Origin of the sequence: Bradyrhizobium sp. WYCCWR 12699, assembly GCF_032144035.1 — a bacterium.
Lineage (GTDB): Bacteria > Pseudomonadota > Alphaproteobacteria > Rhizobiales > Xanthobacteraceae > Bradyrhizobium.
On the sequence record NZ_JAVTJN010000039.1, the window covers coordinates 39,852 to 55,561 of the forward strand.

At 65.0% G+C, this 15,710-nt stretch carries 14 protein-coding genes; all 14 read right to left on the reverse strand.

Annotation, left to right across the window (positions count from 1 at the left end; translation table 11 throughout):
* On the reverse strand, window positions 1-1,074 hold the full coding sequence (locus tag RPS27_RS30980; RefSeq protein WP_212069012.1) for an ABC transporter ATP-binding protein: 1,074 nt from the start codon (window positions 1,072-1,074) through the stop codon (window positions 1-3).
* Window positions 1,067-2,047 (reverse strand): ABC transporter ATP-binding protein, encoded by a 981-nt coding sequence (locus RPS27_RS30985; protein WP_212069013.1) that lies wholly within the window; start codon window positions 2,045-2,047, stop codon window positions 1,067-1,069. Before RPS27_RS30985 ends, RPS27_RS30980 begins: the two co-directional genes overlap by 8 nt.
* Window positions 2,044-2,865, reverse strand: coding sequence for an ABC transporter permease (locus RPS27_RS30990; protein ID WP_194407857.1), 822 nt, complete (start codon window positions 2,863-2,865; stop codon window positions 2,044-2,046). The genes RPS27_RS30985 and RPS27_RS30990 overlap by 4 nt, the downstream gene beginning before the upstream one ends.
* Window positions 2,862-3,785 carry an ABC transporter permease gene (locus RPS27_RS30995; protein ID WP_194408284.1) on the reverse strand — a complete coding sequence of 308 codons (924 nt, stop codon included), beginning with the start codon at window positions 3,783-3,785 and terminating at the stop codon, window positions 2,862-2,864. Before RPS27_RS30995 ends, RPS27_RS30990 begins: the two co-directional genes overlap by 4 nt.
* A gap of 60 nt (window positions 3,786-3,845) precedes the next feature.
* Window positions 3,846-5,435, reverse strand: coding sequence for an ABC transporter substrate-binding protein (locus tag RPS27_RS31000; RefSeq protein WP_212069014.1), 1,590 nt, complete (start codon window positions 5,433-5,435; stop codon window positions 3,846-3,848).
* 285 nt (window positions 5,436-5,720) lie between these two features.
* On the reverse strand, window positions 5,721-7,007 hold the full coding sequence (gene mtnK, locus RPS27_RS31005) for an S-methyl-5-thioribose kinase (RefSeq protein WP_212069015.1): 1,287 nt from the start codon (window positions 7,005-7,007) through the stop codon (window positions 5,721-5,723).
* A gap of 88 nt (window positions 7,008-7,095) precedes the next feature.
* Entirely contained in the window at window positions 7,096-7,443 is a 348-nt protein-coding gene (locus RPS27_RS31010; protein ID WP_194407854.1) for a hypothetical protein, read from the reverse strand.
* Between the two features lie 34 nt (window positions 7,444-7,477).
* A complete protein-coding gene (locus RPS27_RS31015) occupies window positions 7,478-7,753 on the reverse strand; it encodes a DUF1467 family protein (RefSeq protein WP_194407853.1) in 276 nt (91 codons plus the stop codon).
* 9 nt (window positions 7,754-7,762) lie between these two features.
* The gene (gene mce, locus RPS27_RS31020; protein ID WP_211416805.1) at window positions 7,763-8,167 is read right to left on the reverse strand and encodes a methylmalonyl-CoA epimerase; all 405 of its coding nucleotides are present in this window, start codon (window positions 8,165-8,167) and stop codon (window positions 7,763-7,765) included.
* A 12-nt stretch (window positions 8,168-8,179) separates the two neighbouring features.
* A complete protein-coding gene (locus RPS27_RS31025; RefSeq protein WP_211416804.1) occupies window positions 8,180-9,850 on the reverse strand; it encodes a ribonuclease J in 1,671 nt (556 codons plus the stop codon).
* Entirely contained in the window at window positions 9,850-10,656 is an 807-nt protein-coding gene (locus tag RPS27_RS31030; protein ID WP_211416803.1) for a biotin--[acetyl-CoA-carboxylase] ligase, read from the reverse strand. The genes RPS27_RS31025 and RPS27_RS31030 overlap by 1 nt, the downstream gene beginning before the upstream one ends.
* A 1-nt stretch (window position 10,657) precedes the next feature.
* Window positions 10,658-12,094, reverse strand: a complete 1,437-nt coding sequence (nuoN, locus tag RPS27_RS31035) for an NADH-quinone oxidoreductase subunit NuoN (RefSeq protein ID WP_194407850.1) — start codon at window positions 12,092-12,094, stop codon at window positions 10,658-10,660.
* 22 nt (window positions 12,095-12,116) lie between these two features.
* Window positions 12,117-13,625 carry an NADH-quinone oxidoreductase subunit M gene (locus tag RPS27_RS31040; protein WP_313754919.1) on the reverse strand — a complete coding sequence of 503 codons (1,509 nt, stop codon included), beginning with the start codon at window positions 13,623-13,625 and terminating at the stop codon, window positions 12,117-12,119.
* Complete coding sequence (nuoL, locus tag RPS27_RS31045; protein ID WP_212069017.1) at window positions 13,626-15,704, reverse strand: NADH-quinone oxidoreductase subunit L; 2,079 nt, start codon at window positions 15,702-15,704, stop codon at window positions 13,626-13,628.
* Window positions 15,705-15,710 lie beyond the last annotated feature (6 nt).

Here is a 15,710-nt window from a genome sequence, read left to right on the forward strand (position 1 = left end):
TCACCCAGCGGACGGCCCGTACCCCGGGTGCCGGCTTTCGCTGGAGACCGGTACTCCCTGACCCGCAATCTCCTCGCTCCGCCAGCACCGCACCGCGTGCCCGTCGGGGCGCGTCTCCAGCACCGGCCCCGGCTCGTGCCGGCACACTGCTTCCGCGTGACGACAGCGCGGGCTGAAGGCGCAGCCGTTGGGTGGATTGAGCGGGTTGGGAAGGTCACCGCCTGTGGTCGCCAGCGGGGCGTGGTGCAAGGGATCGGGGATGGCGGCGATCAGGGCCTGCGTGTAGGGGTGCGCGGGCCGTTCGAAGATCTCGCGCCAGTGGCCGTTCTCGACGATACGGCCGAGATACATCACGGCGACACGGTCGCTCATGTGCTCGACCACGCCGAGGTCGTGGCTGATCATGATGTAGGAGAGCCCAAGCGTCTCCTTCAATTCCAGCAGCAGATTGATGATCTGGGCGCGGATCGAGACGTCGAGCGCCGACACTGGCTCGTCGCAGATGACGATCTTGGGATTGAGGATCAGGGCCCGGGCAATGCCGATGCGCTGGCGCTGGCCGCCGGAGAATTCGTGCGGATAGCGGCCCGCCTGTTCGGGCCGCAGGCCGACATGCCGCAGCATGGCGGCGACGCGGTCCTCGATCTCGCTCTTCGCCGTCACCCCGTGCACCCGCAGGGGGTCCTCCAACGTGCGGCGAACCGTTTGGCGGGGATTGAGCGAGGCGTAGGGGTCCTGAAACACCATTTGCACGGTGCGCGCCAACGCCTTGCGGTCGCCGGATTGCCTGGTCCTCACGACCTCCCCGTCCAGCACGATGCGGCCGCGCGTCGGCGTCAGCAGGCCAAGGATCGACAAGGCGACCGTCGACTTGCCTGAGCCGGATTCGCCGACGAGGCCGAGGCATTCGCCTCGCTTCAGCTTGAGGTCGACGCCGTCCACGGCACGCAGCAGCCGCCGGCCGCGGCCCAGCAGGCCGCCGCCGAGCGGAAAATGAACCGCGAGATCCTCGACGCTGAGAATGAGATCGTCGCCGGCCCCGTGCTCACCCGGCATGTTTTGCGGCTCATGCATGGTGATGACACCTCACCAGACCGCCCGCCTCCAGCACATCGGTCTCCGGTACGACCGTCCGGCAAATCTCCGTCGCCTGCGTGCAGCGCGGATTGAACCGGCAGCCATCGGGGAAATTCGTGATGGCGGGCACGACGCCCGCGATCTCCCGGAGCCTGGCACGCCCGAGCGCGGCGCGGCTGCCGAGCCGCGGCAGCGAGGCCACCAGACCTTGCGTATAGGGATGCGAGGGCGCGCGGAAAATATCGGCCGAACCGCGCTCCTCGACGATGCGGCCGGCATACATCACCGCGACGCGGCGGCAGACATTGGCGACGAGGCCGAGATCGTGGCTGATCATCAGGATCGCCGTTCCCCGCTCGGCGCATAGATTGCGCATCAGCTCGATGATCTCGGCCTGCACGGTCACGTCGAGCGCGGTGGTCGGCTCGTCGGCGATCAACAGATCCGGGCCGCAGGCCAGCGCGATGGCGATCATCACGCGCTGGCGCATGCCGCCGGACAGCTGGTGCGGATAGTCCTTCACCCGCCGCTCCGGCGCGGGCACGCGGACGCTTGCCAGTGCCTCGACCGCCAGCCGGTTGGCTTCCCGCCAGCTCTTGCCCTTGTGCAGCACGAACATCTCGGCGATCTGGCGGCCCACGGGCGAGACCGGGTTCAGCGCCGTCATTGGCTCCTGGAAGATCATCGAGATCCGGTTGCCGCGCAACTCGCGCTGTCTGGCTGCCGAAAGATGCTGGATCTCTTTTCCGTCGAACCGGATCACACCGCCACCGATCGACAGGGGATGCCGCAGCAGGCCGATCAAAGCGAGCGCCGTGATGCTCTTGCCGCAGCCGGATTCGCCGACGAGGCCGAAGGTCTCGCCGCGGTCGATGCGGAACGAGACGCCCTCCGCCGCGGGCATCCTGCTGGATCCGTCATCGAGATCGATACGCAGGTCCTCGACTTCGATCAGCGGCGCGCCGGTCATGTGCGCCGGCTCCGCGATTGCGGATCGAGAATGTCACGCAGGCCGTCACCGAGCAAATTGAGGCCGAGCACCGTCAGGAAGATGGCAAGGCCCGGAAATACCGAGAGCCACGGCGCCGTCGTGATCTGGTCACGCGCGTCCGACAGCATGCTGCCCCAGCTTGGAAAGGGCGGCCGGACGCCGAGGCCGAGGAACGACAAGGCGGCTTCGGACAACACCGCGCTGCCCATGCCGAGCGTGCCGATCACGATGAGCGGTCCGAGCATGTTCGGCAGGAGCTGGGTGATCATGATGCGCAGATCGCCATAGCCGAGCACGGTCGCCGCCTGCACATAGCCCTGGCTCCGCAGCGACAGCGCCGAGGCCCGCGCGATCCGGCAGGTGAAGGACCAGTTGGTCAGCCCGAGCGCGATCAACAGGCTGGTCAGGCCGGGGCCGAGCACCGCCATGATGGCCAGCGCGAAGATCAGCGACGGGATCGCGAGCATGAGATTGGTCAGGGCGTTGACGACATCGTCCCACCAGCCGCCGAAATAGCCGGCGCTGAGCCCCAAGGCCACGCCGATCACGCTGTTGATGAGCTGCGAGATGATGCCGACCGTCAGCGAGACCCGCGCGCCGTACACGACGCGGGAATAGATGTCGCGGCCCTGGTCGTCAGTGCCGAACCACCAGGTCCAGCTCGGCGGCTCTTCCGCATTCATCAGGTTAGCGTCCATGACGGGATCGGTGTGCGCGATCCACGGCGCCAGCAGGCCGACCACGATCGCCAGCGCGAACAAAACGCCACCGATGACGAGATTGGCGCGGAGCTTCATGCGTATCTGATCCTGGGATCGATCACGCCGTAGAGCACGTCGATCAGCAGATTGATCGCGAGAAAGGCTAGCACCACCACAAGAATGGAGCCCTGAACGGCCGGAATGTCGCGCTGCAGGACGCTGTCGACCAGCAGCGAGCCGATGCCCGGCCAAGAGAACAGCTTCTCGACCACGACCGCCTGCCCCATCAACCCGCCGAATTGCAGGCCGACGGTCGTGAGGATGATGACGAGCGCATTGCGCATCACGTGCCACTTCACGACCCTGATTTCGCTCATACCCTTGGAGCGCGCCGTGCGGACGAAATCAGCCGTCATGATCTCCAGAACCGCGGCCCGCGTCGTCCGGGCAAACAGCGCCATCGGCGAGACGCCGAGGGTGATGGCCGGCAGCAGCAGATATTTCAATCCGCCGTCGCCATAGCCGAAGCTCGGCAGCCAGCCGAGCTTCAACGCGAACAGGTACATCAGGACGAGGCCAAGCCAGAATTTGGCGATGGACAGGCCCGATACCGCCACGACCATCGCGACCGTATCGACGATGCCGCCGGGCTTCAGCGCCGCGATGAACCCCAGGGGAACGCCGATCACAATCGCAAACGCCATGGCCGCGAAGATCAGCTGCAGCGTCGGCCATGCCCGCTTGGCGATCATGGTCGTGACTTGTTCCCGCGTCCGGAACGAGGTGCCGAAATCGCCGATCGCGAGCTGGGCGATGTAGGTTCCGAAACGCACATAGACGGGCTGGTCAAGACCGAGCTGCTTCTTCATGCGCAGCTCGACCTGCGGATCGCTGTCGTCGCTCATGGAGGAAACGATGCTGCCGGGAACGACGCTGAACAGCACGAAAACCAGCAGCACGACGGCCAGCACGGTCGGGATGGTCTGCAGCAAGCGACGGATCAGGAAGGAGAGCATCGGCACCATTCCTCTCTCCCTCCATCGTGCGAGGCGATGGAGGGAGCGCGAGAGCGCAGGTCACTTCGCGGGCGAGGTCTCGTCGACCCAGAGGTCTTCGACGTTCTGATGGGTCAGCTCCGTCGCGTTCAGCTGAATCCCCTTGAGCCACGGCTGCACCGCCATGACCGCCTTGTTGTAGTTGAAGAACCAGACCGGGGCCTCTTCATAGAGCAGCGCGTTGGCCTTCTGCAGCAGCTGGATGCGCTTGGCGGGATCGTCGGCCTGCCCGGCTTCGTCGATGATCTTGTCGAAATCGGCGTTCTTGAAGCTCATGTAGTTGCACGCCGGCTGCGGCGTCGACGAGTGGAAGCATTTGAGGGCAGCCAGCGGATCCGGGCCGCTCGCCTGGGAATAGATGAAGGCCTGGTAGTCGCCGGTGCGAACCACCTCCGCCAGCACCGCGGTCTCGACCTGCTTGACCTTCGCCTTGATGCCGACCTTGTCCAGCATCGGGATGATGGCCGAGACGATCGGCAGGCCCCAGCTCTCGTTCTGGCTGGTGGTCCATTCGAATTCGAAGCCTTGGGGATAGCCGGCTTCAGTGAGCAGCTGCTTGGCCTTGGCGGGATCGTAGGGGTACGGCTTCATGGCCTTGTCGTAGGCCGGAGCGGTCAGCGGCAGCCAGCTGGTGGCGCGGTAGGCTTTGCCCTTGACCAGCTTGTTGATGATCAAATCGGTATCGATCGCGTAGTTGATCGCTTGCCGGACGCGCTTGTCGGCAAACGGCTTGAACGTGGGATTCATGCCCATATAGCGCGTGAAGACCTCGGCGACCTCGACGATGGTGCCCTTGAGGGCGGCATCGGACTGATAGGCGACGTATTGCGCAGGTCCCAGAACCGAGGTGTCGATCTCCTTGTTGCGGAAAGCGACGTCGCGGGCCGCGGCCTCGCCCATGACCGCCACGATGATCTTGTCGGCGTAGGGCTTGCCGGGCTTGTAGAACCGGTCCCACCGCTCCAGCACGATGCGCGATCCCGGCACATGCTCGACGAACTTGAACGGTCCGAGGCCGATCGGCTTCTGGATGAAGCTCTCCTTGGCGCCCTCGTCGGCCGGATAGATCGAGGTCAACGCGGTGAAGAAGTAGAAGCCGGGGTCAACCTTCTCGGTCAGCTTCATCTCGATGGTGAAATCGTCGATCTTCTTCAGGCCGGAGATCTCCTTGGCCTGGCCCTTTTCGACCGCGGCCGCGCCCTCGATCACGCGGACGTATCGCGCGCCGGGAAACGCCTTGGTGCCGTCCATGATGCGGTTGTAGGACCAGATGATATCGTCGGCCGTCATCTTGCGGCCGTTGTGGAAATAGGCGTCGTCGCGCAGCTTGAAGGTGTGAACGAGACCGCCGCCGGAGACCACGTCCTCCTTGGCGAGTTCCAGAACCGGTTTGCCTTCCGCGGAATTCCAGATGTAGAGCGAGCGATGCAGCGCCTTGGCGTAGATCTCGTCCTGGGCGCGCTGCGTGGTGTGAATGTCGAGGCTGGTGAAGCTCGATCCGTAGGGCGCCGTCATGCGGATGGTTCCGCCCTTGCGCGGCGTCTGGGCCTCCGCCGCGCCGGCGAGCGCCAGCCCCAACCCCGCGACGATCGCAATCATCCTGAACATCATGTGTCCCCCAACAACGCAGGTGCATCCCGATCAGAGATTTGATCATTCGCAGCCCATCGAATGCAAGCTTCGTTTTTGCTGGAGACCAATGTCTGTTCCGGGAGGCCGGCCCTTCGAGAGAACTCCGGAGGGTCAGGTTGCATCCACCCAGCGATGCAAGCCGCTGATTGACGCGGTGCGTCATCGGACGAGCAGCCGATGGACCCCCTTCCCCCCCAGCGATTCCGAATTGCTTCGCTGCGTTCGCAATGACGGAGCGTGGAGCGCGCTCCTCGCGCGACGTCTTCAGCCGGACAATTCCGGCTGCCAGTCCCTCAGCTTTCGCGCAGCACCCGTAACATCGGCGATCGTCCGAAACGCCGCCGCCTCCACCATCATCCCGCGCGCGAGCCGCACGGCGCGCGCCTCGCTCTCCGCCCGCTTCTTCGCATCCTCGATCAGCTCGAAGTCGATATTGTGGGCGAGGCCGAAGATGCGGCGGATGATCTTCGCCGCGGCGAAGCCGATGGTGTCAGCGAACAGGCGCTGCATGTAGGATTGCCGCTCGGCCTCCAGCCGCGCGGCGCCCTTCTCGCCGGCGAAGAGCGAGGCGGGATAGGCATCGCCTGCGGCGCCGGCGCGCCAAAGCTCGAGGAATTTGCGCGCAAACTCGCTCCACACCGCTTCCACCGTCTTCAGAACCCAGGCCTCGAACGCGGCCCGCTCGCCCGGCGTGCGCTCGTGGCCGGCAGAGGCGAAATAGGCCATCAGGAGGTTGGCGAGCACGGCGCCGACGTCGAACCCCATCGGGCCGTAGAACGCGAATTCGGGATCGATCACCCGCGTCTGGCTCTCCGTGACCATGATCGACCCGGTGTGGAGATCGCCGTGCAGCAGCGCCTCAGGGCTTGCCATGAACTTCAGCTTGAGCCGGGAGATCGCGACGTGCAGCTCCATGTCCTCGCGCAGGCTTGCCGCGTGCGCATCGAGATACGGCGCGGTCCAGCGGTTTTGCTCGGCGATACGGTACGGATCGGTGAAGATCAGATCCTCGGTGATCTTGCAGAGCGCGTGGTTGCCGGCGAAAGCCGCGATGCCCTCTTTCTTTTCGGCTGCGGACAGCGCGAGGTCGGAGGTGAAGAACAGCGTCCGCGCCATGAACGTGGTGATGTCACCGACGAAGCCGGGATATTGCGTTCCCGCAACCAGCCCCTTGCGCATGATGATGTGGGGCTCGAGCAGCTCCATCACCGTCAGCGCCAGATTCTCGTTGTGATGCAGCAAAGCCGGCACGAGGCCGGGTGCGAGCTGGGCCTGCTTCGATAGCGCCAGATATTCGTAATGAGCCCGCGACAACGGCAGCGGCCAGCTTTCGCCGACGAGGCGGACGTAAGGCAGCGCCTGCTTCACGGCGACGCCGCCCCGCGCGCCCTTGACGATGAAGACGAGATTGAGATTGCCGTCGCCGACCTCGGCGATTGTCCAGCCGGCGGGATCGCCGCCGAGGAGCGCCTTGAGGTCCGGCAGGCCCGCGAGATAGTCCCGCAAGGCCGCCTCATGCAGAATCCGGTAGTCCCCCTGCCCCTGCGCCATGACGATCCCATCCCACTCCTATTTGAGCATGATCTCCTCGGAAAAGGCCCGTCACACCTTTCCGGATCATGCTCTATGGGCCGGACCGTTACTCCCGCTCCAAGAAGCTCGAGCCGATCTCGGCCTTTCTTTTGATGGGATCGTAATCACAATAAACGAGATCCGCCACCAGCGTGTAGCTGGCGCTGACATTGTATTTGTCTGTTTTGACCGAGTTCAGCCCGATCACCGAGGTGCTCTTGCCGCCGTTCCATTTGAACGGCGTCGAGCTCTTGGCCTGCTCGCAGGCCATCACGGCCTCGTTGAAGACATAGCCCTCGACGAACGCTTTCAGCGTTCGCACCTGCACCGCCATCTTCCACTCGACATAGCCGATGGCGCCGAGGCCGGCGACGATCAGCACCAGAAGCGCGATGACGATCCTCTGAAAAGTCATTCGTTCCCCCTCGAAACAATATAAATGAAAAAATCTAGAACGGCATGCCCATCAGCTTCGACAGGCGCTCGATGGAGAGATAGCCCGCGTGATAGGCGACCATGGCGATCCCATAGATGATTGCCGAGATGATCGTGGTCCAGATCAGCTTGCCGCCCATCCGGGTCAGGATCGGCGCACCGGGGTCGGTGCCGGGCGCGCCGACGCCGTCCTCGTGCTGGCTGCGCACGCCGAACGGCAGCGTCACGAACAGCGCGACCCACCAGATGACGAAGTAGATCGCGATCGCGGTTGATATCTGGATCGCCATGGGACGGCCTTACGCCTGCTCGATTTCGACCAGCGCACCGGAAAAGTCCTTCGGGTGCAAGAACAGCACCGGCTTGCCATGCGCGCCGATCTTCGGCGTGCCGTCGCCGAGCACCCTTGCCCCCTCCTTCACCAGCGTGTCGCGCGAGGCAATGATGTCGACGACCTCGTAGCAGACATGGTGGATGCCGCCGTCCGGGTTGCGCTCGACGAATTTTGCGATCGGCGAGGCCTCGCCAAGCGGCTCGATGAACTCGATCTTGGTGTTGGGGAGCGTGGCGAACACCGTGATGACGCCGTGCTCGGGCAACGGCACGGCATCGGAGATCTGCGCGCCGAACGCGGCGCCGTAGATCTTCGCGGCCTTGACGGCATCCTTGGTCGCGATCGCGACATGATTGAGCCGGCCCAGCATGGTTCTCTCCCGTTAGACTGTCAGTACGTGTACCAGACAGGGGGGCTTTTTGCCCCAATGTTCGTTGATGACGGCCCGGACAGCGCGTCGCACCGATTCAGCCAGTGCGTCCGCATCGCGGCGGCGCGCCTTCGGCAGGCCCTCGACTGTGGAGACCACGGCATCGAAGACGATGTCGTCGAAGGGCTCGCCGGCCCGGTTCTTCTCGGGGATGCCGACCAGATCGACCTCGGGATCGTCGGCGAGCTCGCCCTGCTCGGTCATGGCGATGGCGACGAAGGCGCAGCCGGAAAACGCCATGCGGCGCCGCTCGACCACGGCGCGGGACTTGGAATCCTCCAGAATCGTGCCGTCCTTGTAGAGACGGCCCGACGGGACCTCGCCGACGATACCGGGATCGCCCGGGCCGAGCTTGACGAGGTCGCCGTTGCGGCAGACCAGCACCCGCGGCACGCCGGCGGCGCGCGCGAGCTTGGCGTGCTCGTGCAGATGCAGGGCCTCGCCATGGACGGGGATCAGCAGCTGCGGCCTGGTCCAGCCGATCAGGTCGCGCAATTCGTCGCGGCGGGGATGGCCGGAAACGTGGACCAGCGCGTCGCGGTCGGTGATGATCTCGACGCCCTGCAGCACGAGGTTGTTGATGATCGAGCCGACGGCCTTCTCGTTGCCGGGAATGGTGCGCGAGGAGAAGATCACGCTGTCGCCGCGGTTGAGCGTGATCTCGGGATGGTCGTCATTGGCGATGCGCGCGAGCGCGGCGCGCGGCTCGCCCTGGCTGCCGGTGCACAGCGCCAGCACCTTGTCCTGCGGCAGATGGCCGTAGACCTCGGGCGAGCGGAAATTCTGCACGCCGTCGAGATAGCCGGTCTCGCGCGCGACCTGCACCACGCGCTCCATGGCGCGGCCGACCACGACGACCTCGCGGTCGGCGGCTTTCGCAGCGGCGGCGACGGCCTTGATGCGCGCGACGTTGGAGGCGAACGTGGTCACGGCAACGCGGCCCTTGGCCGATTTGACGAGGTCGATGATGGTCCGGGCGACCTCGGCTTCCGAGGGCGAGCGGCCGTCGCGCACCGCATTGGTGGAATCGCCGATCAGGGCGAGCAGGCCCTCGTCGCCGAGCTCGCGCAGCCGCTTCTCGTCGGTCGGACGCCCCAAAGTCGGGGTCGGGTCGATCTTCCAGTCGCCGGTGTGCAGCACCGTGCCGGCCGAGGTGTGGATCGCCAGCGCGTGCGCTTCCGGAATGGAATGCGCGACGGGGATGAACTCGACGTTGAACGGGCCGACGTCGATGCGGCCGCCCGACGGCACCACCGTCACCGGGATCTTCGGCGCGTTGCGCTCGGCGGCGCATTTGGCCTCGAACAAGGCGGCGCTGAACTGCGTCGCATAGATCGGGCATTTCAGCTTCGGCCAGAGATCGATGATGGCGCCGAAATGGTCCTCATGGGCGTGGGTCAGCACGAGGCCCATCAGGTTCTTGCGCTCCTTCTCCAGGAAGGAGATGTCGGGCATGATCAGGTCGATGCCCGGCAGATGCTCCTCGTCGCCGAAGGAGACGCCGAGATCGACCGCCATCCACGCGCGCTGCTGGCGGTTGCCGAGGCCGTAGATCGACAGGTTCATGCCGATCTCGCCGACGCCGCCGAGCGGCGCAAATACCAGTTCCTCGGGCTTCGCCATCACGCAGCTCCCACCGAGCGGACCGGACCGAAGAACACCTCGCCTGCGGCCACCGGCACGCGGCGGCCCTCCGGGGTGCGGACGATCAGGCAGCCGGTGTCGTCGATGCTGTCAAAAATGCCTTCCAGCGTCATCGTCCCCGTATGGATTGCGACCTTCTCGCCGAGGCCGGCGGCGCGCGCCAGCCACAGCTTGCGTATCTCGGCAAAGCCGCGGCCGTTGTCCCAGATGCCGCGGAACTCGACCCAGGCGTCGGACAGCGCCGCGAACAGCTCTTCCGCGCTGATCTGGACGCCGAGCGCGGCGAGCGATACCGCGGGCGTCGGGGTACCCTCGGGCGCGGCGACGACATTGGTGCCGATGCCGACGACGATGGCAAGGCGATCGCCGATGGCCTCCGCCTCCAGGCCGATGCCGACCAGCTTCTTGCCGTTGGCCAGGACGTCATTGGGCCATTTCAGGGCATAGCGGGGGCGGCCCTCGCCGAGGCGGAGCGCAGCCTCGAGGCTGACCTTCTCGAGCGCGGCTTCTTCGGCGAGACCGGCGGCAAAGCCGATGGTGGCGGCAATTGCCGGCGCCACGTCCAGGACTTCGAGGACGCTGGCGGCGAGATTGCCGCGCGGCGCGATCCAGGGGCGCTGACGGCGGCCGCGGCCGGCGGTCTGCTCCGACGTGACGAACCACATCGGGCCGCGCTCCCCGGCCCTGGCGCGCTCGATCGCCTCGGTATTGGTCGAGCCGGTCCGCTCGAAAGCTGCGAGCCTGTAGCCCGCCGACAATGCGCGAGGACCGAGCGCGAAAGCCATCCTAGAACAGCGACTTTGCCGCGGCGGAGGCGACGCTCACCACGGGACCTGCGAACAGCGCGAACAGGATGTTGAACAGGCCGAAAACCGCCAGCACCGTCTTCACCTCGACGCGCACCGGATCGACCTGGCCGGCCGGCTCGTCGAAATACATCGTCTTGACGATGGCGAGATAGTAGTAGGCGCCGACCACGCTGGTCAGCACGCCGACGACGGCGAGCGTGAACAAATTCGCCTTGATGGCCGCGACGAACACGTACCATTTGGCGAAGAAGCCGGCGAGCGGCGGAATGCCGGCGAGCGAGAACAGCAGCATCGCGAACATGAAGGCGAGCAGCGGATTGGTTCGCGACAGACCCGCGAAATCGCGGATCTCTTCGACGGCCTGGCCGTTGCGGCGCATGGCGAGGATGATCGAGAACGAGCCCAGCGTCATCGCGACGTAGATCACGATGTACATCAGGACACCCTGCGCGCCCTCGACCGTGCCCGAAGCGAGGCCGACCAAGGCAAAACCCATGTGGCCGATCGAGGAATAGGCCATCAGGCGCTTGATGTTGGTCTGGCCGATCGCGGCGAAGGAGCCGAGCGCCATCGAGGCGATCGACACGAACACCAGGATCTGCTGCCATTGCGAGACGATGCCCGGGAAAGCGGTCAGCGTGACGCGGGTGAACACGGCGAGCGCGGCGACCTTCGGCGCCGAGGCGAAGAAGGCGGTGACCGGGGTCGGCGCGCCCTCGTAGACGTCGGGCGTCCACATGTGGAACGGCACCGCCGAAACCTTGAAGCACAGGCCGACGAGCAGGAAGACCAGGCCAAACACCAGGCCGACATTCGAGACCGTCGCCGCCGCGGCGATGCCGGTGAAGCTGACCGTGCCGGTGAAGCCGTAGATCAGCGAAGCGCCGTAGAGCAGCATGCCCGAGGACAGCGCGCCGAGGACGAAATACTTCAAGCCGGCTTCGGTGGACTTGGCGTTGTCGCGGTTGGAGGCGGCGACGACGTAGAGCGCCAGCGACATCAGCTCGAGGCCGAGATAGAGCGAGATCAGATCGCCGGCCGAGATCAGCACCATCATGCCGAGCGTCGAGAGAAGCACCAGGATGGAATATTCGAAGATGCGGCGCGACGGGTCGGACAGGAACTCGGTCGACAGCACCAGCGTCACCGCCGAGCCGATCAGGGCCAGGATCTTCATGAAACGCGCGAAATCGTCGACGATGAAGCTGCCGCCGAAGGTCACCTGCTTGCCCGCGGGCAGCATGTATTCGAGCACGCCGACCACGACCAGGAGCACGACCGCCAGCGAGGTGATCGCACCGGTCGTCCCCTGCCCGCGATAGGCGCCCAGCATCAGCAGAGCCATGGCGCCGATCGCCAGCACGATCTCGGGCAGCACCGGCGCCAGTTGATAACCTGCAGTCTCAAAGCTCATGGCGATATCCTGACCTGCCCGATCACTGGAGCAGTGCGGCGGCCTTCACGGCCGTCACAGCGGTGTTGTAATTGTTGACGAGTTGCTGGACCGAGGCGGCCGACATGTCGAGCACCGGCTTCGGATAGACGCCGAACAGGATCGTCAGCGCGATCATCGGGAACAGAATCACGCACTCCCGCAAGGTGAGATCCTTCATGCTCGCCAGCGACGGCTTGACCATCGCGCCGAACACGACCTTGCGATAGAGCCACAGCGCATAGGCCGCCGACAGGATCACGCCGAAGCTGGCGAAGAACGCTGTCGGGATCGAGACCTTGAAGGTGCCGAGCAGCGTCATGAACTCGCCGACGAAGCCGCTGGTGCCGGGCAGACCGACATTGGCCATGGTGAAGACCATGAAGGTCATCGCGTAGAGCGGCATCCGGTTGACGAGGCCGCCATAGGCCGCGATCTCGCGGGTGTGCAGACGGTCGTAGACGACGCCGACGCAGAGGAACAGCGCGCCGGACACGATGCCGTGCGAGATCATCTGGAACACGCCGCCGGCGACGCCCTGCATGGTGCCGGCGAAGATGCCCATGGTGACGAAGCCCATATGCGCGACCGAGGAGTACGCGATCAGCTTCTTCATGTCCTCCTGCATCAATGCCACCAGCGAGGTGTAGATGATGGCGATAGCCGAGAGCGTGAACACGAACGGCGCGAAATCGTGCGAGGCCAGCGGGAACATCGGCAGCGAGAAGCGCAGGAAGCCGTAGCCGCCCATCTTCAAGAGGATCGCGGCCAGGACCACCGAGCCCGCCGTCGGCGCTTCGACGTGCGCGTCCGGCAGCCAGGTGTGCACCGGCCACATCGGCATCTTCACCGCGAAGGAGGCGAAGAACGCGAGCCAAGCCCAGGTCTGCAACGACCGCGGCACGGCGGTGTGCATCAGGGTCGGGATATCAGTGGTGCCGCCGTTCCAGTACAGCGCCATGATGGCGAGCAGCATCAGGACCGAGCCGAGCAGCGTGTAGAGGAAGAACTTGAACGATGCATAGACCCGGCGCGGGCCGCCCCAGACGCCGATGATCAGGAACATCGGGATCAGGCCGCCTTCGAAGAACAGGTAGAACAGCACGAGATCGAGCGCCGAGAAGGTGCCGATCATCAGCGTTTCCAGGATCAGGAACGCCATCATGTATTCGCGGACGCGGATGCTGATCGCCTTCCAGCTCGCGATGATGCAGAACGGCATCACGGCGGTGGTGAGGATCACCAGCGGCAGCGAGATGCCGTCGACGCCCATGTGGTAGGTGATCCCGGTCGCGAGCCAGTTCGCCTTCTCGACGAACTGGAAGTCGGGATTGCCGGGGTCGAAGCGCATGACCAGGATCACCGACACCGCGAAGGTGATCAGCGTGGTCCAGAGCGCGATCCAGCGCGAGTTGCGCTTGGCCGCCTCGTCATCGCCGCGGCTCAAGTAGACGATCAGCGCGCCGACCAGCGGCAGGAACGTGGTGACCGATAGGATGGGCCAGGTCGTCATTTACTGGCCTCCAAAGCCGAACATGAACCAGGTGATCAGGCCGGCGGCACCGATCAGCATGGCGAATGCGTAGTGATAGAGATAACCGGTCTGGATCTTCACGACGTTGCGGGTGACGTCCAGCACGCGGGCCGAGACGCCGTCGGGGCCGAAGCCGTCGATGATGAAGCCGTCGCCCTTCTTCCAGAGCTGATAGCCGATCCACTTCGCCGGACGGACGAAGATGATGTCGTAGAGCTCGTCGAAGTACCATTTGTTGAGCAGGAACTGGTACAGCATCGGCTGCGTGTTCGCGAGCTCGACCGGCAGATAGGGCCGCCGGATGTAGAACAGGTACGAGACGAGGAAGCCCAGCACCATCATCACCGTCGGCAGGAACGCGATGGTCTCGGGGATGTGGTGCATCTCCTCGATGATATGCGGGTTCATCTTCACGGACTCGCGGAAGAATTCCTCGACGCCGTGACCGGCGAACAGCTCCTTGAACGGCAAGCCGGCAACGAACGAGCCGACGGCGAGCACGCCGATCGGGATCAGGATCCAGAGCGGGGCCTCGTGCGCGGCCTCGTAGTGATGCTCGTCATGCGGCTCGCCGTGGAAGGTCTTGAAGATCAGGCGCCAGGAGTAGAACGAGGTCAGGCCGGCGGCGACGATCGTCATCAAGAAGCCGTACACCCCGAACGGATTATGCGAGGCGTAGGCCGCTTCGATGATGGCGTCCTTGGAGAAATAACCGGCCGTGAGCGGGAAGCCGGTCAGCGCCAGCGTGCCGACCACCATCACCGCATAGGTGTAGGGGATTTTCTTCCAGAGGCCGCCCATGTTGCGGATGTCCTGCTCGTGGTGCATCGCGTAGATCACCGAGCCGGAACCCAGGAACAGCAGCGCCTTGAAGAAGGCGTGCGTGAACAGATGGAACATGCCGACCGAATAGGCCCCTGCTCCCATCGCCACAAACATGTAGCCGAGCTGCGAACAGGTCGAGTACGCCACGATGCGCTTGATGTCGTTCTGGACGAGGCCGATGGTCGCCGCGAAGAACGCCGTGGTCGCGCCGAAGAACATCACCACGGCCTGGGCGGTCGGGGCGAGTTCGAACAGCGGCGACAGGCGCGCCACCATGAAGACGCCGGCGGTGACCATGGTCGCGGCGTGGATCAGCGCCGACACAGGGGTCGGGCCTTCCATCGCGTCCGGCAACCAGGTGTGCAGCAGGAACTGCGCCGACTTGCCCATCGCGCCCATGAACAGCAGGAGGCAGGTCAGGGTCAGCGCGTCAACGTGCCAGCCGAGGAAGTCGATGGTCTTGCCGGTGAGGCCGGGCGCGGCATGGAAGATCGTCTCGAAATCGGTCGAGCCGACCAGCATGAAGACCGCGAAGATGCCGAGCGCAAAACCGAAGTCGCCGACTCGGTTGACGACGAAAGCCTTGATCGCCGCGGCATTCGCCGACGGCTTCTGGTACCAGAAGCCGATCAGGAGGTAGCTGGCGAGACCCACGCCTTCCCAGCCGAAGAACAGCTGCACGAGGTTGTCCGCGGTCACCAGCATCAGCATGGCGAAGGTGAACAGGCTGAGATAGCCGAAGAAGCGCGGCCGGTTCGGATCCTCGTCCATGTAGCCGATGGAATAGAGGTGCACGAGCGAGGACACGGTCGTGACCACCACCAGCATCACGGCGGTGAGCGTGTCGACCCGTAGCGTCCACCAGACCTGGAGGTCGCCGGAGAAGATCCAGGGCAGCAGCTGGATGCGGGCGTCGTGGTGCATGAAGCCGACATCGACCAGCGTCATCCATGACAGCGCGGCCGAGACGAACAGCAGCCCGGTGGTGATCAGCTCGGCAGCGCGCGAGCCGGCCGCGGCCGGCTCGGCCGGGCCGTGGCCGTGGTCGTCATGGCCGTGATCGTCGTGTCCGTGTGAATCATGGGCGGCCGAAGCGTGCGCATCGCCGTGACCATGGTCGCCATGATGATCGAGCTCGTCGCCCGAGGGATTGCGGGCATGCGCGCCGGCCAGGGCGATGAGCCCTGCCAGAATGGCGCCCAGCAGAGGCAGGAAAACGATTGCCTGAACCATTTGAGA